Origin of the sequence: Bacillus mojavensis (genome assembly GCF_012648005.1) — a bacterium.
GTDB classification, from domain to species: Bacteria; Bacillota; Bacilli; order Bacillales; family Bacillaceae; genus Bacillus; species Bacillus mojavensis.
Genome location: NZ_CP051464.1, coordinates 739,572 through 757,974, shown reverse-complemented (window position 1 = coordinate 757,974; position 18,403 = coordinate 739,572). Strand labels below are relative to the sequence as shown.

Genomic DNA, 18,403 nt, shown 5'->3' with positions numbered 1-18,403 from the left:
TAAAAAAAACAGAGATGGCTATCCTGCGGAAGCGCCTCCCTGTTTTCTTCTGAATTCTGACGGTGTCAGACCGGTATATTTTTTAAAGACAAGACTGAAATACTTCGGATTATCACCGAATCCGATTTCTTCCGCGATTTCTGATACACTCACATCCCGCCTCAGCTTCATCTGCTTCATCGCATGCTCAAGACGCACCCGTGTAACATATTGAGAAAACTTTTCCCCTGTCTCCTGCTTAAAGATTTTCCCCAGATAATCAGGGTTCATAAACAGCATTTCTTTTGCTGCCCATTTCAGAGAGAGATTCGGATTGCCGAGCTCGTCGGCGACAAGCCTGGTGATTTTAGAAATCAAATCACTCCGCTTTTGGTCACCGGCTGTTTCAGTTGCTTCCCGGAATAGCTGTCCTGCGTCACGCAGCTCCCCCGTCCGGCTGATGATTACCCGGCAGCCTGCCAAGCCGTCTTCCGCCTTGTTCTCCAGATCGGGCGTGCCCTCCTCCACGGCAAACACCGCACGTCCTCCGCTGCAGCAAAAAGCTGTCAGCGCGGAACCAAACGCCTCTCTGGCCGCAGAATCTCCAGGCTGAGTATTCTCCGCGATGATAAGGCGAATCTTCTTTCCTGCAAGCGAAGGCGGCGGAGACAGTTGGGTGACACCGGCGATCAAACCTTCCAGGTATTGATCAGCCGCAAAGGAACGGATATGATTCAGCTCATGTTTCAGGTGGGCGGCTTTCTTCTTCCGCACATCATGCTGCTTCAGCTCGGCGATGATCTCCTCTAATGAACGGATAATCTGCTGTTCATTGCAGGGCTTCAGCAAATAATGCCTTACCCCGTATTTCATCGCTTCCTTCGCGTACTCAAACTCCCCAAAACCAGACAGGACGATAAATTGCACGGACGGGCAGACGGCTGACACCTTTTTGATCAGCTCAAGCCCGTCCATACCGGGCATTTTTACATCAGTGACGACGATATGCGGCTGCTTGTTTACGATCTTCTCATACGCTTCAATTCCGTTCTGCGCTTTGCCGACTAAAGAAGCGCCAAGCGTCTCCCACTCAATGATCCCTGCCATTCCGTCAAGAATAATTCTCTCATCATCAGCAAGCAGTATTTTGTACATCACACCACCTCATTTCGGCACGGTATAGTCAGCAAAATCGCCGTTCCCTTCCCTTTCTCACTTTGAATGCGTAAGCCATACGGCTCCCCGAACATCAGTCGGATGCGTTCATGAATATTCCAGAGCCCGATCCCTCTTCCGCCCGTTTTTTCAAGAATACGTTCGTTCATGCCAGGCCCGTTATCTTCGACAGTAATACAGACGCAGTCCTCCGTTTTTTTCGCTTGAATGCGGATGGCGCATGGACGAGTAAAAGGCTCAAGCGCGTACTGAATCGCATTCTCCGCCAGCGGCTGGAGTGTCAGCTTCGGAATTCGGCAATGCTTTACCTCTTCGGCGATGTCCAGTGTGAAGTTCAAGCGCTCTTCAAACCGAAACCGCTGAATCGTCATATAGTGAAGCACAATATCCGCCTCCTCCTGAAGGGTCACTGTATCTTCTTTGATATGAATGCTGTTTCGCAGGAGAAAACCGAGCGACTCTACCATTTGAGAAATTTGCTTCTGCTGATTCGCTTTCGCCAGCCAATTGATGGACTCAAGCGTGTTATACAAAAAATGCGGGTTAATCTGGGCTTGCAGCGCCTTCAATTCTGTTTCTTTAATAATAAGCTGCTTTTCCACATTTTCTTCCATCAGCTCATTGATCCGCTTCATCATTACGGTAAAATGGCGGTTCAGCGTTCCCGCCTCATCCTGTGTGTGTTCCGGCAGTGACAGCGACACGCCCGCCTCAATCCCGCCGTGCTGCACCGATTTCATTGCGGATACAAGCTGCTCGATCGGCTCTGTGATGCTGTTGGCAATCTTCCGCCCGAAAAGCAAAACCACACTAAAAAACAAAAGAAAGCACGTACCGATCACCGTTTTCATAAAGGAAATTTTCGCGAACATCTGATCAAAGGGGATGACATTGTAGTAGCTCCAGTTTTGATAGGATGATTGAAGGAAAGAAATAAAATAACGTTTGCCATTCTTTTTTACCAAGTCATAACCAGGATGCCGCAGCGTCTGCTTTGTCATCTCAGGCGTAAGCACCGATGCATGTGCCGAATATACCAGATTGCCGTCCTTGTCTGCGATCATCATATCTCCGACCGAATCGCCCCAATCCTTCGGCAAATCACGAATCATCTGTTTCACATTCACTTGAATCAGCACCATGCCCAAGCCATTTAAACTCAGCTGATGAAACGATCTGATTTGCCGCGCTGAAATCAGGACAGGATCTGAACTGCCTAGGGTCATCCAAAGATTTCTGCCTTTTTGCGCTTTCGCCCGTTCAAATACCTCTTCCTGCTGCTGCTTCATAAGGTCCGATGAACTGCTTCCGGCGGAATACTCTGAGCCGCGGGCATCAATCAAATGAATCGAATCAATGTACTTTTCATCGCCGGCATATTGCGCAAGCTGATCCCACAGCTCCTGCTTCATTTGATACTGGTCATACGTATCATCACGGTTTTGCATGCTGAGAATGCGCTGAATGTGTTCATCGGTAATAATTTCATACGATACATCTTCAATTTTCTTCAGCTCGTCTTCAATCCGTTCAGAAGACATCCGCAGCACCTCCGAGGATTTGCGGTAAATCTGTTCATCATAGACATGAAAAGCGTACTGCACCCCGCTGTATACAAACAAAAAGGACACGGCCATAATCAATGACAGAAACACAAACAGCTTATCCTTAATCTTCATCCGCCTGTACCAGCCCGCGACTCTTCCTTTCATGCCGCCTTTTCTTTCTCCTGACGCTGATCTATTGACATAAATGCTTTAAATGACAGCTTCGTTAACAACAAGCTCAGCGCACTGCCGCTGAAAAACAGCAAAAACGTCACATGAAACAGCACAAGAAACAACATTCCGACCGCACCCGCTGCCATCATCAGCGTCACCAATGGCCGGCTGAAGGCAATCAAAAAGCTGATGCTCAGCACCTGTCTGAGCTTTACGTCAAAATGAGAAAAGACCGGAAACACATATAACAGCACAAACGCGAAAATCAATCCGATGCTCATAAACACATTCACCAGCACAGGCTGATTCATCTGAGCGGCAATCCGTATATCCGCAAACAAAAACAAGCCGGCCGTCACCAGAATGAGCCCCAACAGCTGAGCTGCCCCCCACTCCTTCTTAAACGTCCGGGTAAAGACAGAAAACACCGGGACATCCGTGTTCCCCTTCGCCCACTCTCTCGCCACCGAAAACATCGCGGCCGTAGCAGGCATCAACCCAAACACAACGAGCCCGGCAAGAGAAAACAAGACCCACAGCACATTGACATAAGCCAGTCTCATTACCCATGTACAAAAACGATTCAGCCCATTTGTCAGGCTATGTATCATCAACATCACCTTCCTACTACAGAAAACGCTTTCATTGTAAAGTAATATGTATTTCTCCACTCGAAAGAAAATTCCTGCCGCCCCGTAAAAAATTCGACATCATTTGAGACGGCAAATGCCTTACCTTCTCTTGATTTGCCTTTTCAACAGCCGGAACACCGTCTCGATCAAGTACCCGGCAAACGCTCCGACTATCACATGAATCCCAAGCATGCCCAGCGCCATGCCATCCCAGCCGCCGACAAAAAAGATGCTGCACCAAATTGTGATCACACCGAGAACAATCAGCACGGCCAGTAAGCATTCCGGCCATTTTCTTTGCGGCATCCTCAAGCGCAGAAAAATAGATACACAAGCAGAAATACAAGCCGTCGCAATGGCCATCACATAAAAAAAGAACATCCGCCCTGTCCTCCCTTTTCAAAAAGGCAAAAAAGCCCCCTAAAAAGGACGCTTATTCTGACTTGTTCAGTTCTTTCTCAAACAAATGAAACCCCGAGGCATCTGATCCCTTGAATTCATATCCCATTCGCCTGTAAAAGGAATGCAAGGCGTCGTTATCAGCAACACAATCAAGACGGATCCGCTTCTTCCCCGGATACTCAACACCCGTCTCCGTCCATGTGAGAATCTCGGCCCCAAGCCCATTTCCCGCAAACCGGCGGCTGACCGCTAGACGGTGCAAATAGATGGACTCTTCGTGCCCCTCGTCCCCCCAAAGCGTTCTGTCCCATTCGCTCGGCTCAGGCAGAAGCATCACTACACCCGCCAGCTCTTGATCTTTTTGAAACACAAACACATGTCCGCTTTCAATCGAGCCAACAATATCATGTGAGTCATGTCCCTCCAGCAGCCCGCTCCACTGGTCAGAGCCCCGGTCCCGCAGCCATTCAGCCGTACGGACGAGCAGTCCCGTTATTTGCTCTGCATCCTCACGGTCTGCCAGGCCGGCGTAAAAATCATTTGCAACTGTTTCTTTCGTAATCTTAAAAGATGACATAAAGGCCCCCCGATCAAAACTAACTTACATGCATACCTCCATTATAATGCAAGCAAACGACAAAAAAACAGAATATTTTGTCTGTATGTAAAAGGATGCATGAAAGGGAGCCCCCATTGCTGTTAAAAGAGTTTCTTCTTATCCCGTTCTTCTTTTAAAATCTCAACCGCTTCCCTAAAGCGCATAGAATGTATAATTTCACGTTCACGCAAAAACCGCAGGGAATCGTTCAAATCAGGATCATCCGAAATATCAATCAGCCACTGATACGTCGCCCGCGCTTTTTCTTCTGCTGCGATATCTTCATACAAATCCGCAATCGGATCGCCCTTCGCCTGAATATAGCTTGCCGTAAAAGGCACCCCCGCCGCATTATGATAAAAAAGCGCGCCGTCATGATTCGCGTAATGATCACCAAGCCCGGCTTCTCGCAGCTGCTCCGGCGTCGCATCTTTCGTCAGCTTATACACCATCGTCGCAATCATTTCCAGATGGGCAAACTCCTCCGTGCCGATATCTGTTAAAAGGCCGATGACCTTATCAGGAATGGTATACCGCTGGTTCAAATACCGGAGAGCCGCGGCCAGCTCGCCGTCCGCTCCGCCATACTGCTCAATCAAATATTTCGCCAGCGTCGGATTGCACGTGCTGACCTTGACAGGATATTGCAGCTTCTTTTCATACACCCACATTCAGGCATTCCTCCTTATACTTGCCACGGCCAAGGCCCTTGATTCCAATCCCACTCCTCGCCCGCGGGGCTATTGCCGTACTGCAAAAGCGGTCCGTAAGATGATTCGAATTGCCTTTTTAAATGCCTTGCATAGCCGGAATATTGATTGAATTGCTTCAGCGCGTCTTCATCATCAGGATGTGTATCTAAATACAGGCTCAGCTCAACAAGCACAAAATCAGCTGCTTGAATCTGCTCAAGCTGGCGGTAATATTCCGCATCAACCTTTTTTGTCATGTGCGTCTCCCCCTCGATAAGGATTTTCATAAAAATCATAGAGATCCTTCCAAAGGGTGCCTTTCCTTAAAGCCTCCATCGGCGAAAACTGCTCCATATGCTCAGGCTGAAAGGTCATATAGAGATTAGGGGGCGTTCTGTAATATTTCTTCCCTATGGGCGGACAGGGATCAAAACGGCTGTGAAAGGGCGTGTATGATTTAACAGGTGTAAATGGCTGCATCTCCTTCATTCTGGCTCCTCCTTTCTCAATAACAATGACCTTAATAGGTATGAGACAGGAGGCGTCATTATGACTGAAATTCTTAATAAGGAAGCTTGATTTGTTTTTCTATCCCCGCTATCCGGAGCGGTCCCAAGAGCGTTAAACGTGTTAATTGATTCGCCATAAATAAAGGACTGTACTTCATGCCGCTCTCCAGCCAGGAACAAATCACCCCGATATGGGCGGAAGTGATATAGCTGACCAGTATCTCTTTCGGGATCTGAAGCTGTTTCTCAGATTCTTCAATAGATGAAAGCAATTCCTCGTAAATTCGTTTCTGAACGAATTCCGCCATCAAACTTCTGAATTGAGGAAGCCCTCTGTCACTCAGCATCACTTGAAAGTACTCGGCGTGTTCATGAATGTACTCAAAGAGCTTCACAAATGAAACAGGCGGATGATCCTCATTAATAATGACCGGTTCCACCGGCGTCTCAGGCTTAACCTGCTGGATCAAATCATCGAGAACCTCCGTCATGCTTTGAAACAGAAAATCCTGTTTATCCCGATAGTGCAAATAAAAAGTGCCGCGGGTCAAATCCGCTTTTTCAGTAATTTCCTGAATCGTAATCGAATTGGCTTCTTTTTCTTTCAACAGTGCGATCAATGCGTCTCTTAAAAATTTGTTCGTTCTTTTGACTCTCGGATCTACTTTATTTTTTTTAGACATTTTTTACCTCCTTGTCTAACTTTTATTTTCTTCTGGACAAATCATCTGCTGATGTCTTCTTCTAAACGTTTGCACGTTCTCTGTTTATTGACCTTTTCCCAAAATCTACTGTACCATGAACTTACATCTTGTACATGATGTAAAGTAATAAACACATTGTTCATTACCTATTGAAACGAAGCTTCGTGACGTAAAATGAGTGCACTCCATCTGATCTAAACCAGACATGAAAAAGAGAGGAGCCTTTTGACATGAATGGAAAAATTGCATTAGAAGAGCACTGGGAATCTCCTGATTTTCCGGCAACAGGAAGTCACAATTTTACTGACGATGAATATTTCAGCGCTGTCCAACAACGCTTGCAGGAATTCGAGAAACGGATTGAGGACATGGATCGAAACGGCATCCAAACGTCAATTCTCTCATTGACACAGCCTGGTATTGAAGGCATCACTGATCCTGACAGAGCTGTAAAACTCGCAAAGCAAATGAACGATCACGCTGCGGAATTCTTCGTTTCCAAACATCCAGACCGTTTTAAAGCATTTGCGGCGGTTCCGCTTCAAGATCCTGAAGAAGCAGCGAAGGAGCTGGAGCGGGCTGTAAACGAACTCGGTTTTGTCGGCGCCCTGGTCAACGGCTACAGTAATATCGGAGACGAAAATACCGCTCAATATTTAGACGAGCCACAGGTACGCCCTTTCTGGGAGAAAGCTGCACAGCTTCAGGTTCCCGTCTATCTGCATCCGCGTATTCCGCTGCCAAATCAGCAGCGTATTTATGAAGGCTACGAAGGCCTCCTCGGCTCAGCATGGGGCTTTGGCGTTGAAACAGCAACACACGCCATCCGCCTGATTCTCAGCGGCCTGTTTGACGAATATCCTGATTTGACCGTGATTCTCGGGCACTTAGGCGAGGGTCTGCCGTTTACGCTGCCGCGTGTCGAGCACAGACTGCGCCATCAGCGCCCTGAGACCCATGGAAACCATAAAAAAGCGCCGACTGAATACCTCCGCAAAAACTTTTATCTCACAACAAGCGGCGTATTCAGAACACAGGCATTAATTGATACATTGTTAGAGGTCGGCTCAGACCGCATCTTATTCTCGGTGGACTATCCGTATGAATCGATGGAAGAAATCTCTTCCTGGTTTGACCAGTGTCCAATCAGTGAAACGGACCGAATGAAAATCGGCACCGAAAACGCGGCAAGCCTTTTTAAACTCAATAGATAAAAAGAAGACCTTCGGCAGAGCCGAAGGTCTTTTTAGATCGATCAGTCCAAAATGAGATCAGCGTTTCCAGTATGCAGCATGAGCAGCCGCAAACTCAGTCAGCGAACGGGGTTCTTTTCCTGTCACACGCTTCACTGTATCCGTTACCCGATGTTCCGCACCATGGCTGATCGCTTCATCTAATTCCGCCATAAAGCGCGCGTAATCCGCAGGCAAACCCGCTGTTTCCATCCTGTTTTTCAGCTCGGAAGAAGAAATGCTGACATGCGTCACCGGACGTCCTGCCGCTGCTCCGATGATCTCCGCTGCCTCAGCGTAGTTCAGCACCTCAGGTCCCGTTAGAATATGATGAGTATTATGAGGCACAATGTCAATCAAAGCACGCACTGCTGTTTCCGCAATATCATCGGCATCAATAAAACCAAGTTTTCCCTCACCCGCCGCTGTGATGATGTGCCCCTCAGTTTGAATGGACATGCGATGCTGGACATTGATGAAGTTTTGCATGAAGTATGACGGCCGCAGCACCGCCCATTCCGGAAACCCGTGTACTGCACGATGCAATGCTCCAAACACAGGACCATCCTCAGGAACAGCGGACGCACTGAGCATTACCACACGTTCAGCACCGAGCCGCTTCGCTTCTTTTAAAAAGGGAAGCACATAAGGAGACGGGTCAAACACACCAACCGGCGCAACGAGGTAAATCCGCTTCACCCGCTCCAAAGCAGGCGTAAAGCTGGACTCATCCTTCAAATCAAAATATACATACTCCGCCTTGCTCATTTTGCCCTTATTTCTGCTCGCGATGCGAACGCTGTAACCCTGCTCAATTAACCGTTGCGCAATCCGGCTTCCTGTCGTGCCGGTTCCTCCCGTAATCAGAATCTGGTCGTGACTCATCATTTTTCATCCTCCTCTGTTTGTATAAATGTTTCAATGGTTTCTCCAAACGTCTTATTGACGACAAGCGGATTCCAATAATCCTTATAATGTAAAATGCTGCCGTCCTTCGTTTCAATCACACTGATATAGGTTTGCCGGTAAGGTAGCCCAGTCGCAATCGCATAGCCTTCACATTGAAACTCCGCAATGATCGTGTTTGTATCAGCCGAACGATACACTGTCGGAGCAGTAAACGCAGAAATATGAATGTTATCAGGAAAATCCTTAATATAATCGTAAATAGCCGCCTTCCCCTCAATTCTTTCCGGAAATCCCTCTGGCGCATAGGGAAACTCCAATACGGCATGTTCATCCCACAGCTCTGTCCAGCTCTCCATATCCTTTTCAAGCATATATTGCATAAATTTATTCAGTGTGTCACATGCTTTTTCGTATTCCGTCATCATCATGGATCATCACCTCGTATTTTATTTTAGACCATTCAGTCCAGAAAATGCGTCAAAGGGCTAAGCACCCTTTATCAAAAAAAGTCAATCAAGGACAGATAAACTCACTTCAACATAATCCTGAAGCTGGTCAAAATCAGCAGAAACCTTAGCGATAAACGTCAGAGACAGCCTGCTCTGGTTTAAATATCGGGCAAGCGCCGATATATCAAGATGTTCCTTCAATTCTCCTTCAGTCTGTGCCCTTCTCAGTGCCTGATAAAAGGCCGCCTCAAGCTGTTTCGTCTGCCCTTCAAAGTACTGGGCAAGGTCCGAATCATGCGGGATTTGTTCAATAGCGCTGTTGATGATAAAACACGCCTTTGAACGTTCAGGATCTTTCAGGACATTCACACCCTCCTGAAAAATATCACGAATGGCTTCCTTGACAGAGCCCGGTGCCTCAAGCCTTTCCACAACAGCCGCGTTTTTTCCTTCAAGATACGTTTTCACAGCGGACAAAAATAGATCCCGCTTCGTTCCATACGTATCATACAAACTCTGGCGCGCAATACCTAAATGAGAAAGCAGCTCTTGCAGCGACGTGCCTTCGTAGCCGTACTCTCCAAAAACCTCTATCGCTCTGCGCAAAACAAGCGCGGTATCGAATTCTTTATTTCTACCCAAACGAATATCACCTCCTACAAGAAGATATTACCTTTTCCAGACTGAACAGTCAAGAAAAAGAAAAACAAAAAACACCCTTGATCAGCAAGAGTGTCCGTTTTTCACGCTTTTTATTTATGGCCGTCTTTTCCCCAGTGCCCCATTTGGTGGTGATGGTGCCCATAGTTACCATCATGATGCCCATAATTTCCATCCTGATGGTGCCCGTAATGTCCATCAGGGTAATGGTGGTGATGTCCATCATTATCATAATGCATTCCGTAGCTCGGATAGCCTCCGCTTGGGTAGCCGCCGAATCCTCCAGACATGCCATAACCCGGATAGCCTGCGCCTCCATAACCTGGATGGCCCATCCCTGTATACATGCCATGGCCCGGATAGCCCGCGCCTCCGTACATTCCGAATCCCGGACCGCCTGCACCATAGCCTGGGTAAGCGCCAAAACCGGGTCCGCAGCAGAAGTGTCTTGTATCAGTCATATCCAATCTCTCCTTCACATAGGTTACAGTCCAGCGTATGAGAAGGTCTTACAGCGCGTATAGACACCCGCCTATAAACTGCTAAAACAATTTCCCGGACAATAAAAAAAGCAGACCATGACAGTCTGCTCATTTTTTATTCACCAAGATCTACGTTATGATACACCTGCTGAACGTCTTCCAAGTCCTCTAACGCGTCAATCAGCTTTTCGAACTGTTCCTTCGCATCCTCAGGAAGTGTCACTTCACTCTGCGCAAGCATGGTCAGCTCCGCTACCGTAAATTCCTCGACACCCGCGTTTTTAAACGCCTCCTGCACCGCATGGAATTGATCCGGCTCCGCATAGACGATCACGCTGTCATCCTCTTCTAAAATATCGCGGACATCGACATCCGCTTCCATGAGAATTTCAAGCGCTTCATCAGCCGTTTTGCCTTCCACACCGATAACAGCCGTCGCGTCAAACATGTAAGCGACAGATCCGCTCACACCCATGTTTCCGCCATTTTTCCCGAACGCCGCACGCACTTCCGGTGCCGTACGGTTCACATTATTCGTCAACGCATCAACGATAATCATTGATCCGTTCGGCCCGAAGCCCTCATAACGAAGCTCATCATAATTTTCTTCCGCTCCACCCTTCGCCTTCTCGATCGCACGTTCAATGATATTTTTCGGCACGCTGTAAGTCTTCGCGCGCTCAAGCACAACCTTCAGCGCCTGGTTGGATTCCGGATCAGGCTCGCCCTGCTTCGCCGCCACGTAAATCTCACGGCCAAACTTTGCGTAAACCCGACTCGTATTTGCGTCCTTAGACGCCTTCTTTTCTTTAATATTGTTCCACTTACGGCCCATGATGCTCCACTCTCTTTCATATATATCAATCTAAATACTGTTATTCACTTTAACCATTATACCTCAAATGGTTTGGTTGTTTCGAGTGTCTTGCGTTAGAAATAGAAGGAAGGCGGTAGTTTAAAAGTACGAGACGACACAAACTTCCAATAAAGCAAGAAAAAAAGCCCTAACTAAGGGCTTTCTTATCCTGATCAGTCATGACATGATGAGGGGAATGATCGATATACGTCGTGTTTCGATCCGTTGATTCCTTAAAACCGCCGGACTGTGTCAAGAAAGGAACTGCAATGCTTCCGCAAATAAGGGGAACAGCAAGACACATCATCACTTTTTTCTTAATAAGCATATAAACACTCTCCCTTTTGAATATCTTCTTGCGCTTTCAGCACTTTCCGATAAAACGCAGCAGCGTGCTCAAAATGACAGCGGCTTTCAAAAACAGCGGCAGCGCTGCGGGCACATGCTTCAATGTAAGCGTGCAAGTTCTTTTTTTCGAAATAGCTTAAAAGGTCATGAATTTTGCGTTCGTCAACAATCTCTTTGTACACTGCCTGCAAGAACAGATACAATTCTTTATAAAATTTATGGGCCCCCGCATTTGGATGGGTTGTGATATGTTCTAATCCTTCTTCTATTAGCTGAAACGCCTGCTGTTTTTGTCCAGCTTTACATAATGTCCAGCTTAACCCAAACAAGACTTTCGGCAGCAAATCAGGGACCGTTTCTCTGCTTACTTTCGCCGCTTTTTGGAAGTACTCAATGGCCAAATCATATCTTCCTGACCTGTCATAACTGTTGGCGATGTTCAATAAAGAGATGCCAATGAACCGGTCGTTTTGAATATCCATTGCCAGCTCCAGCGCCTTTCTTAAATGCGGGAGCGCTTTATCATAGCATCTGAAGTCATCATAATTTCCCGCTATGACAAACAAGCTTTGTATTCTTCTCATGCTATATAACGGATGGTCTTGATAAATGTCTAAGGCTTGAAGGATATGATGCATCGACACATGGGTTTGCTTCATATGGTAATACGCTTCTGCCACTTTAAAATGAAATTCCGCTTTCTCAATTTCATCTGACAAAAACGGCAGTTCCTTCTCCGCCTCGCGATAAAAACCGATCGCTTCCACATATTCTTTTTGATCAAATTCATACATGCCGCGAAAAAACAAAGAGTAGTATTTCAAAAGGCCTGTGAGTTTTTTCTGAGGAGTTTCAATCGTTTCCAGAAGCTCTGTCACTGTAGGGCGATTCCCATATGTTTGTCCCGGCTCCAAATAATCCAGCATCAGCTGGTGCCGAAAACACATGAGAGAATAATAGATCAGCAAATCCTGATCCTCTTCCATCTGCTGAATGTCCTTCTCCACCTCCGCTTTCAGCACCTCAGCATCCGGAACACTGAACTGGCGAATCATCTTGTACCATTCATTAATCTTAACACCAACACGCGAAGACGGTATGGCTTGACTCAACGGCTTCCCTCCTTCTCTGTGAGATATGTCATATTCTATCAATCCCAAATTTTGAAAACAATATGAAAGGAAGAAATTGTTTTTTCATCCTGTCAATTTGTTTTCTCGGCAAAAAAAGACCCTTTATGCAAGGGTCCAATATCATTTTATTTCATCACTTATTGTCAACCACAACAATATCCTGAACTTTCACCTGTTCCTCAGGCAAATCAAACTGATAAAGCATCTTCTTGGAATGGATATCAAACACACCCACATACCCGCCAATGCCCTTTTTATGCTCTTCCTGAGCAACAACATACAGTTGACTCCCCTTAAACTTTGCATCCATATAAGGGAATTTTAAGCCGTATGTGTGAAAAGAAAAGTCCTTCCCATACTCAAGCAGGTTCGCTTCCCCCTCTTTGTCTTCGTACGTCACATAAAAACTGCCGCTTTCTTTGTCATAGTACACGGTATCAGCATATTCAAGATCATCAGGATAAGAAATATAATTTGTCTTCCATGTCCCTTTTTCAATCACAGTCAGTTCATGCTGCGAGCTCGCGACAATAAATTCCTCCGAGTCTGCGAATTTATCAGCGTATGAGGCTAAGCTCAGGGTCTCTATGATTTCCTCTGTGTTTCTGTCAATCACGTAAATTGCCATGCCTTGAATGACATAAATATAATTCTCGTCACTCGACCCCATCGTGACAAGTGAAGGCAAGGTGAGGCTATATTCCTTTTTCGTTTTTTTGTCGTTTATATGCACGTCATTCCCCGTCGTATCAACGTTATAGGCCTTAACAGAAACATCCTTCCCCTCATACCAAAACGAAAATGGATTTGATAGCGGATGCTTTTTTATGGCATCCTTCTCCAGCGTGTAATAAAAGGACTCATGTTCCGCTAATAAAACAATGTCTGTTGATGCGTAAGACTTCATTTGGATGTACGGCACATCCGCCACCTTGAACGTGCGCCTATTAAATCTTTCGCCTGTTGAGGTTGAGAGCAGCGTGCTTTCTTTTATGAGAGGGTTGGAATAGATAAAATAGATGCGGTCTTCTTCGGGATGAATGGCAGAAGTTTTGACAGGAATATTGCTTTTATTATGTAACTGAAGATACAGAGCAAACAGGATGATGCATATCATAAACCCTAATAAACCGAATATAATGCGTTTTTTCTTCATCAAAATGCTCCTTTAACTGTCTATCAATAATCATTTCGACTATGTTTACACAATCCCTTCGTGAATAAAGACACATGCCAAACGACTCATTTTTCCATCGAAACACGTTTCCACAGCCATTCTTATCCTGCTCCGTGGTAAAATTTTGATATTGAGCGAACAAAAGAAGGGAAATGGTCATGAAAGTACTTGAAGCGAAAACACTGCTTTCTGAAGCGACAGACCGCGCGAAAGAGTATAAAGAACTAAGAACGCAAATGGTCAACTTGAGAAAAGCCTTAAAAAGCGTTGCTGATCTCAGTGACAGCGAATTCTCAGGAAAAGGCGCCAGCAACATCAAAGCCTTCTATCACGACCACGTTGGCGTCACCGACCAATGGATCGACTACATCGACATGAAAATCGCATTTTTCAACAGCATCGCCGGAGCCGTCGAGGATAAAGCCCTCTCTGACGCATACATCGAAGAATCCTTTCTGGAACACGAGCTGGCAAACGCCCACCAAAAATCGAAATCCATCATGTCCGAACAGAAAAAAGCGATGAAAGACATCTTGAACGATATCAACAACATCCTCCCGCTCGACCTGTTTTCAACAGAAACCTTCAAAGACGAGCTGGCCGATGCCAACGACAAACGCAAAAAAACACTGGAAAAATTGGACGCCTTGGACGAAGACCTGAAGACAGAATACGCCCTGTCTGAACCGAACGAACAATTCATCAAGTCCGACTTCCAAAAGCTCCAAGAGGCAACGGGCAAAGGCAAAAACGCCACACCTATCCACTACAACGCCAAGGCGTATCGTGAGAGTGACATACATAAGAAAAAAGGCGATATTGAAAAGCGGACTGAGGCTTACTTGAAAATTAAGAAAGAGGAAGCGAAGGAACGCGAGATTGAAAAACTGAAAGAAAGACTGAAAAATTACGATTATGCAGATGCTGATGAATTCTACGAAATGGCAAAAACAATTGGCTATGAAAATTTGACAGCAGAACAGCAAAGATACTTCACCCAAATTGAAAACACGCGTGAGCTTGAAGCAGGCTTCAAAGGGGTTGCCGTCGGCCTTTACGATTCAGGAAAAGACGCAGTCACAGGTCTGTGGGATATGGTCACAGATCCGGGCGGAACCGTTGAAGCGATTACAGGAGCGGTGGCTCACCCGATCAAAACGTATGAAGCCATTTCAGCAGCAATCGAAGAATCGTATCAAAAAGACATGGTGAATGGTGACACCTACTCACGAGCAAGATGGGTGTCATATGCGGTTGGCACTGTTGTCACATCAGTTGTCGGCACAAAAGGCGTAGGCGCCGTCTCAAAAACTGGCACAGCCGCCAAAGTGACGACCAAAGTCAAAACAGCAGCAAGCAAATCAGCAACAGCCCAAAAAGCCATAACGGTCTCAAAACAAACCGTTGATCACGTCAAACAAAAAGTAAACAAAGGCATAGAAGTATCAAAAAAACACGTCAAAACCAAGTTAAATCAAATCGGAGATCTCACACTTGCAGACATTCTCCCCTATCATCCCCGTCACGATTTAGTGCCGGCAGGCGTTCCTTACAACGCAGTCAATGGGGTCACACTTAAAGAGGGACTGCAGAAATTCGCCAAGGTCATCCTGCCGAAACCGTACGGAACTTCATCAAGCGGAAGACGAACACCAGCGCCAGTTGTACCGCCGGTAAACGTCAAATACGGCGAGCATTATGCAAAATGGAGCAGAAAGAAAGTACTGAAGCCAAATGTCGAATATAAAACAAAAGAGGGCTACACATACAATACAGACAACTATGGTAGAATTACAAAAGTTGAAGCTGATTTACAATTAGGAGAAGCAAAGCGAAATCAATATGCGCAATCAAACGCTGGAAAGCCTCAAGATCGATTACCTGATGACGATGGCGGACATTTGATAGGATCACAATTCAGAGGTTCAGGAGAACTAGATAACTTAGTTGCTCAAAATAGTCAAATTAACCGTTCTGGCGGAGAATGGTACAAAATGGAGACCGAATGGGCGGCGGCTCTAAAAGAGGAACCACCGAGAAAAGTCTCAGTAAGAATTCGACCGAAATATTTAGGAGACTCTCTAAGACCAGACTCTTTTGAGGTTATTTACAGAATTGAAGGCAAAGGATTATTTAAGAAATTTATAAAAAATCAAGCTGGAGGTTGATTCTTTTTGGAAAATGAATTAAATGCATTATATAGAAGCATAGCTGAAACCGTTAACGAAATGATACCAGAACCATGGGAGAAATTTTTGTTCTATGCTCAGGTTTCAGAGACAGGCGGAGGCACTTACTTTTTTTATAATTCTCAAAATGAACCTAATCATTTTAAGTACAGTCTTGAAATTCCGTTTGAATTTGATATTGACGAAAATGAATTCGATCAGTATGAGATGGAATTATTTAAACTAAGCGAAAAAATGAGAGATGTTTTCAAAGATCATGATCAAGAATTATTTTACTCCTTCACTCTTAGCCTAGAAAGATCAGGAAAATTAACTGTCAACTTTGATTATACAGATTGGTTTAAGACAGATTATAGTTTCAGTGATCAGCTTATCATCTGGAAATTTAAATATTTAGGGGAAGAACCTAAGGATCCATCATTACAAAAATTAATAAAAAAATATTTAGAAGAATATCCTGAAAATCCAATTTAATAAAGTTGAGATAATGATGTTAGAAAAAACTTATCTACAAATAACTGATGTCATAGGAAAAATAATTCCTGCTGATTGGAGTGAAATTGTTCTTTATGCAGAAATACTAGACGGTTCCAGAGAAGTGTATTTTTTCTTTCAAACACCAGAAAACGATGAATATATATACTCTCACGACATTCCAGAACAATTTCAAGTTAGTAAAAAAATTTATACAGAACTATTAATAGATCTTCAAGAGTTATTTAAACAGTTACACAATGAGTTTAAAGAAAATAATCCTGAAGCATGGACAAATTTGACACTGAATCTTGAAAGCGATGGAACGTTCTCAATTGATTATGATTATGAAGATGTTATTGAATCTACATTGGACGAATACCAAAGACAAATGATTTGGGAGTACAATAACTTAGGTATTTTCCCTGAAGACGAAGAGGATAAAGAATTTGTTAAGGATTATCTAAATATTAAATAATGCCATCAACAATTTAAAGTTAGAGGTTAATCTAATGGAAACTCAAAAAATGGGTGAACTATATCAAAAGATTGCTGAACACCTAAATGAAATGATTCCATCTCAATGGGAAAAGATCGTTTTATATGCTGAGATACTTGATGACTCAGCGGATATATACTTTTATTTTCCAACACCAAATAACAGTGATTATTTATTTTCTCATTTTATACCTGAACACTTTGATGTGAGCGAAGAGATTTACGATCAACTGCTAATTGAACTTCAAGAGCTATTTGAAGAACTAAAAGAGGAATTTAAACTAGGCAACCAAGATATTTGGACTAATCTCACTTTAAAATTAGAAAACACCGGAAAGTTTTCAATTGATTATAATTATGATGATGTTTTATCGTCTGAACTTGATGACCTTCAAAGACGAGATGTTTGGAAATATCAAAATTTAGGGATATTGCCTAAAGATGAGGACGACAAAGAATTTGTAATAAACTACTTCGGTCTATAAATCAAAAATGGCTCAGCCCTTCTCTGCTGAGCTATTTTGATAATTAAGATTTCTCGACGATTGAAGGTGAAAAGATTGGAAACAAAAAAATGCAAGATTTGTATCAGCTTATTAGTCAGAAATTAAATAACATCATACCTTGTGAATGGACAAAAATTTATCTTTATGCAGAAGTATTAAATGACTCTACCATGGTTCTCTTTCACTTCAAGACACCAGAAAATAATCAAATTATTTATTTACAAGATATACCTAACCATTACAACGTAAGCAAGGATATCTTCAAGACGTTGTTAAGAGAGCTAAGAGAACTTTTTGAAGAGCTAAGAACTGAACACAGAAATAATAACGATGATGTTTGGACGAACCTTACACTAACATTGGATCGTAGCGGAGAATTCCAATTAGATTATAATTATGATGATATTTTAGTATCAGAATTAGATGGATATGAAAGAATCGCAATATGGGAATATAAAAACCTTGGTATTTCGCCTGAAGATGAGGATGATAAAGAATTTGTAATTAGCTACCTCGGTCTATAATTAAGCTCAGCCCTACTTTGCTGAGCTATTTTTTATAAACCAATCAAATAAAGAAATTTTAGAGGTTTTCCATATAAATAAATTGATTATAAATACAATTAATAAACTCTATAATGAGGCTAACCTTTCTCAAGACAATTATCTATCATTATGCAAACAACCTATAACATTACCAGAAGAAATAAAGTCATTTGTAAAATCAATGTAGTTACAATCTATTGGAGGGTCAACAATGGATAAACTGACAAAAGAAGAGTTGATCTTTCTTGTAAAGGAATTAATGAACCCAACATTAGATGATGAGAAAGTCAGTGAATATCTCTATTTATTAGAGAAAAATGTTCCTCATCCGGCACCAAGTGATTTAATTTTCTGGAGCAATGAAGATTACACAGCGGAGCAAGTTGTAAGAATTGCTCTAAATTATAAAGATGAGTACTCTAATCAAACCGTTACACAGATATAGCAACCAACTCTCAAATGGAATAGAGATAATAAAGTTGCCACTGTGCTTGAGGTTAAAAGGGAAACTAAAAAAGTGGGTAGATTATTT

General features: G+C 43.9%; 23 protein-coding genes and 1 pseudogene. 7 read left to right on the top strand and 17 right to left on the bottom strand.

Annotation, left to right across the window (positions count from 1 at the left end; translation table 11 throughout):
* Positions 1-18: 18 nt before the first annotated feature.
* From HC660_RS03905 to HC660_RS03865, 9 genes are all read right to left on the bottom strand, one after another.
* Positions 19-1,134 (bottom strand): response regulator transcription factor, encoded by a 1,116-nt coding sequence (locus HC660_RS03905; protein WP_168747143.1) that lies wholly within the window; start codon positions 1,132-1,134, stop codon positions 19-21.
* Positions 1,134-2,867 (bottom strand): cache domain-containing sensor histidine kinase, encoded by a 1,734-nt coding sequence (locus tag HC660_RS03900; RefSeq protein ID WP_168747142.1) that lies wholly within the window; start codon positions 2,865-2,867, stop codon positions 1,134-1,136. The genes HC660_RS03905 and HC660_RS03900 overlap by 1 nt, the downstream gene beginning before the upstream one ends.
* A complete protein-coding gene (locus tag HC660_RS03895; protein WP_168747141.1) occupies positions 2,864-3,493 on the bottom strand; it encodes a YesL family protein in 630 nt (209 codons plus the stop codon). Before HC660_RS03895 ends, HC660_RS03900 begins: the two co-directional genes overlap by 4 nt.
* A gap of 114 nt (positions 3,494-3,607) precedes the next feature.
* Entirely contained in the window at positions 3,608-3,889 is a 282-nt protein-coding gene (locus tag HC660_RS03890) for a YesK-like family protein (RefSeq protein WP_168747140.1), read from the bottom strand.
* 52 nt (positions 3,890-3,941) lie between these two features.
* A complete protein-coding gene (locus tag HC660_RS03885) occupies positions 3,942-4,487 on the bottom strand; it encodes a GNAT family N-acetyltransferase (RefSeq protein ID WP_168747139.1) in 546 nt (181 codons plus the stop codon).
* 122 nt (positions 4,488-4,609) lie between these two features.
* Complete coding sequence (cotJC, locus tag HC660_RS03880; RefSeq protein WP_010333292.1) at positions 4,610-5,179, bottom strand: spore coat protein CotJC; 570 nt, start codon at positions 5,177-5,179, stop codon at positions 4,610-4,612.
* Between the two features lie 14 nt (positions 5,180-5,193).
* A complete protein-coding gene (cotJB, locus tag HC660_RS03875; RefSeq protein ID WP_010333291.1) occupies positions 5,194-5,457 on the bottom strand; it encodes a spore coat protein CotJB in 264 nt (87 codons plus the stop codon).
* Positions 5,441-5,689: a spore coat-associated protein CotJA gene (gene cotJA / locus HC660_RS03870; RefSeq protein WP_010333290.1), complete on the bottom strand. Its 249-nt coding sequence runs from the start codon at positions 5,687-5,689 to the stop codon at positions 5,441-5,443. The genes cotJB and cotJA overlap by 17 nt, the downstream gene beginning before the upstream one ends.
* Before the next feature lie 73 nt (positions 5,690-5,762).
* On the bottom strand, positions 5,763-6,392 hold the full coding sequence (locus tag HC660_RS03865) for a TetR/AcrR family transcriptional regulator (protein WP_010333289.1): 630 nt from the start codon (positions 6,390-6,392) through the stop codon (positions 5,763-5,765).
* Positions 6,393-6,643: 251 nt separating this feature from the next.
* Between HC660_RS03865 and HC660_RS03860 the strand changes: the two genes are divergently transcribed.
* The gene (locus tag HC660_RS03860) at positions 6,644-7,627 is read left to right on the top strand and encodes an amidohydrolase family protein (RefSeq protein WP_168747138.1); all 984 of its coding nucleotides are present in this window, start codon (positions 6,644-6,646) and stop codon (positions 7,625-7,627) included.
* Here the strand turns inward: HC660_RS03860 and HC660_RS03855 are convergent.
* The 8 genes and pseudogenes from HC660_RS03855 to HC660_RS03820 all read right to left on the bottom strand — a co-directional run bounded on the left by HC660_RS03855 (position 7,617) and on the right by HC660_RS03820 (position 13,638).
* A pseudogene (locus HC660_RS03855) lies at positions 7,617-8,533 on the bottom strand (NmrA family NAD(P)-binding protein). The gene HC660_RS03860 and the pseudogene HC660_RS03855 sit on opposite strands and share 11 nt — an antisense overlap.
* Positions 8,530-8,982 carry a nuclear transport factor 2 family protein gene (locus HC660_RS03850; RefSeq protein ID WP_168747136.1) on the bottom strand — a complete coding sequence of 151 codons (453 nt, stop codon included), beginning with the start codon at positions 8,980-8,982 and terminating at the stop codon, positions 8,530-8,532. Before HC660_RS03850 ends, HC660_RS03855 begins: the two are co-directional and overlap by 4 nt.
* A gap of 81 nt (positions 8,983-9,063) precedes the next feature.
* A complete protein-coding gene (locus tag HC660_RS03845) occupies positions 9,064-9,645 on the bottom strand; it encodes a TetR/AcrR family transcriptional regulator (protein ID WP_101863668.1) in 582 nt (193 codons plus the stop codon).
* A gap of 110 nt (positions 9,646-9,755) precedes the next feature.
* Entirely contained in the window at positions 9,756-10,124 is a 369-nt protein-coding gene (locus tag HC660_RS03840) for a spore coat protein (protein WP_168747135.1), read from the bottom strand.
* 136 nt (positions 10,125-10,260) lie between these two features.
* Positions 10,261-10,980 (bottom strand): YebC/PmpR family DNA-binding transcriptional regulator, encoded by a 720-nt coding sequence (locus HC660_RS03835; RefSeq protein ID WP_010333282.1) that lies wholly within the window; start codon positions 10,978-10,980, stop codon positions 10,261-10,263.
* Between the two features lie 169 nt (positions 10,981-11,149).
* Positions 11,150-11,329, bottom strand: a complete 180-nt coding sequence (gene phrH, locus HC660_RS03830; RefSeq protein WP_106021538.1) for a phosphatase RapH inhibitor PhrH — start codon at positions 11,327-11,329, stop codon at positions 11,150-11,152.
* Positions 11,319-12,461 carry a response regulator aspartate phosphatase RapH gene (gene rapH / locus HC660_RS03825; protein WP_168747134.1) on the bottom strand — a complete coding sequence of 381 codons (1,143 nt, stop codon included), beginning with the start codon at positions 12,459-12,461 and terminating at the stop codon, positions 11,319-11,321. The genes phrH and rapH overlap by 11 nt, the downstream gene beginning before the upstream one ends.
* Before the next feature lie 154 nt (positions 12,462-12,615).
* Positions 12,616-13,638, bottom strand: coding sequence for a hypothetical protein (locus tag HC660_RS03820; protein WP_168747133.1), 1,023 nt, complete (start codon positions 13,636-13,638; stop codon positions 12,616-12,618).
* A 179-nt stretch (positions 13,639-13,817) separates the two neighbouring features.
* Here HC660_RS03820 and HC660_RS03815 point away from each other — a divergent pair, with 179 nt between their 5' ends.
* The 6 genes from HC660_RS03815 to HC660_RS03790 all read left to right on the top strand — a co-directional run bounded on the left by HC660_RS03815 (position 13,818) and on the right by HC660_RS03790 (position 18,316).
* Complete coding sequence (locus tag HC660_RS03815; protein ID WP_168747132.1) at positions 13,818-15,827, top strand: T7SS effector LXG polymorphic toxin; 2,010 nt, start codon at positions 13,818-13,820, stop codon at positions 15,825-15,827.
* A gap of 6 nt (positions 15,828-15,833) precedes the next feature.
* Entirely contained in the window at positions 15,834-16,322 is a 489-nt protein-coding gene (locus tag HC660_RS03810) for an immunity protein YezG family protein (RefSeq protein ID WP_103672140.1), read from the top strand.
* 16 nt (positions 16,323-16,338) lie between these two features.
* Complete coding sequence (locus HC660_RS03805; RefSeq protein ID WP_168747131.1) at positions 16,339-16,800, top strand: antitoxin YezG family protein; 462 nt, start codon at positions 16,339-16,341, stop codon at positions 16,798-16,800.
* 34 nt (positions 16,801-16,834) lie between these two features.
* Positions 16,835-17,305: a TIGR01741 family protein gene (locus HC660_RS03800; RefSeq protein ID WP_168747130.1), complete on the top strand. Its 471-nt coding sequence runs from the start codon at positions 16,835-16,837 to the stop codon at positions 17,303-17,305.
* Positions 17,306-17,394: 89 nt separating this feature from the next.
* Positions 17,395-17,850, top strand: coding sequence for a TIGR01741 family protein (locus HC660_RS03795; protein ID WP_168747129.1), 456 nt, complete (start codon positions 17,395-17,397; stop codon positions 17,848-17,850).
* A 232-nt stretch (positions 17,851-18,082) separates the two neighbouring features.
* Positions 18,083-18,316 (top strand): bacteriocin immunity protein, encoded by a 234-nt coding sequence (locus HC660_RS03790; RefSeq protein WP_168747128.1) that lies wholly within the window; start codon positions 18,083-18,085, stop codon positions 18,314-18,316.
* The last annotated feature ends 87 nt before the right edge of the window (positions 18,317-18,403 follow it).

Coding starts and splice junctions, on each gene's coding strand:
- HC660_RS03800 (WP_168747130.1), top strand. CDS start 16,835: ATGGAAACTCAAAAAATGGGTGAACTATATCAAAAGATTGCTGAACAC.
- HC660_RS03815 (WP_168747132.1), top strand. CDS start 13,818: ATGAAAGTACTTGAAGCGAAAACACTGCTTTCTGAAGCGACAGACCGC.
- cotJC (WP_010333292.1), bottom strand. CDS start 5,179: ATGTGGGTGTATGAAAAGAAGCTGCAATATCCTGTCAAGGTCAGCACG.
- HC660_RS03840 (WP_168747135.1), bottom strand. CDS start 10,124: ATGACTGATACAAGACACTTCTGCTGCGGACCCGGTTTTGGCGCTTAC.
- HC660_RS03865 (WP_010333289.1), bottom strand. CDS start 6,392: ATGTCTAAAAAAAATAAAGTAGATCCGAGAGTCAAAAGAACGAACAAA.
- HC660_RS03905 (WP_168747143.1), bottom strand. CDS start 1,134: ATGTACAAAATACTGCTTGCTGATGATGAGAGAATTATTCTTGACGGA.
- phrH (WP_106021538.1), bottom strand. CDS start 11,329: ATGCTTATTAAGAAAAAAGTGATGATGTGTCTTGCTGTTCCCCTTATT.
- HC660_RS03820 (WP_168747133.1), bottom strand. CDS start 13,638: ATGAAGAAAAAACGCATTATATTCGGTTTATTAGGGTTTATGATATGC.
- cotJA (WP_010333290.1), bottom strand. CDS start 5,689: ATGAAGGAGATGCAGCCATTTACACCTGTTAAATCATACACGCCCTTT.
- HC660_RS03885 (WP_168747139.1), bottom strand. CDS start 4,487: ATGTCATCTTTTAAGATTACGAAAGAAACAGTTGCAAATGATTTTTAC.
- HC660_RS03790 (WP_168747128.1), top strand. CDS start 18,083: ATGGATAAACTGACAAAAGAAGAGTTGATCTTTCTTGTAAAGGAATTA.
- HC660_RS03805 (WP_168747131.1), top strand. CDS start 16,339: ATGTTAGAAAAAACTTATCTACAAATAACTGATGTCATAGGAAAAATA.
- HC660_RS03835 (WP_010333282.1), bottom strand. CDS start 10,980: ATGGGCCGTAAGTGGAACAATATTAAAGAAAAGAAGGCGTCTAAGGAC.
- HC660_RS03795 (WP_168747129.1), top strand. CDS start 17,395: ATGCAAGATTTGTATCAGCTTATTAGTCAGAAATTAAATAACATCATA.
- HC660_RS03850 (WP_168747136.1), bottom strand. CDS start 8,982: ATGATGATGACGGAATACGAAAAAGCATGTGACACACTGAATAAATTT.
- cotJB (WP_010333291.1), bottom strand. CDS start 5,457: ATGACAAAAAAGGTTGATGCGGAATATTACCGCCAGCTTGAGCAGATT.
- HC660_RS03890 (WP_168747140.1), bottom strand. CDS start 3,889: ATGTTCTTTTTTTATGTGATGGCCATTGCGACGGCTTGTATTTCTGCT.
- HC660_RS03895 (WP_168747141.1), bottom strand. CDS start 3,493: ATGTTGATGATACATAGCCTGACAAATGGGCTGAATCGTTTTTGTACA.
- HC660_RS03860 (WP_168747138.1), top strand. CDS start 6,644: ATGAATGGAAAAATTGCATTAGAAGAGCACTGGGAATCTCCTGATTTT.
- HC660_RS03900 (WP_168747142.1), bottom strand. CDS start 2,867: ATGAAAGGAAGAGTCGCGGGCTGGTACAGGCGGATGAAGATTAAGGAT.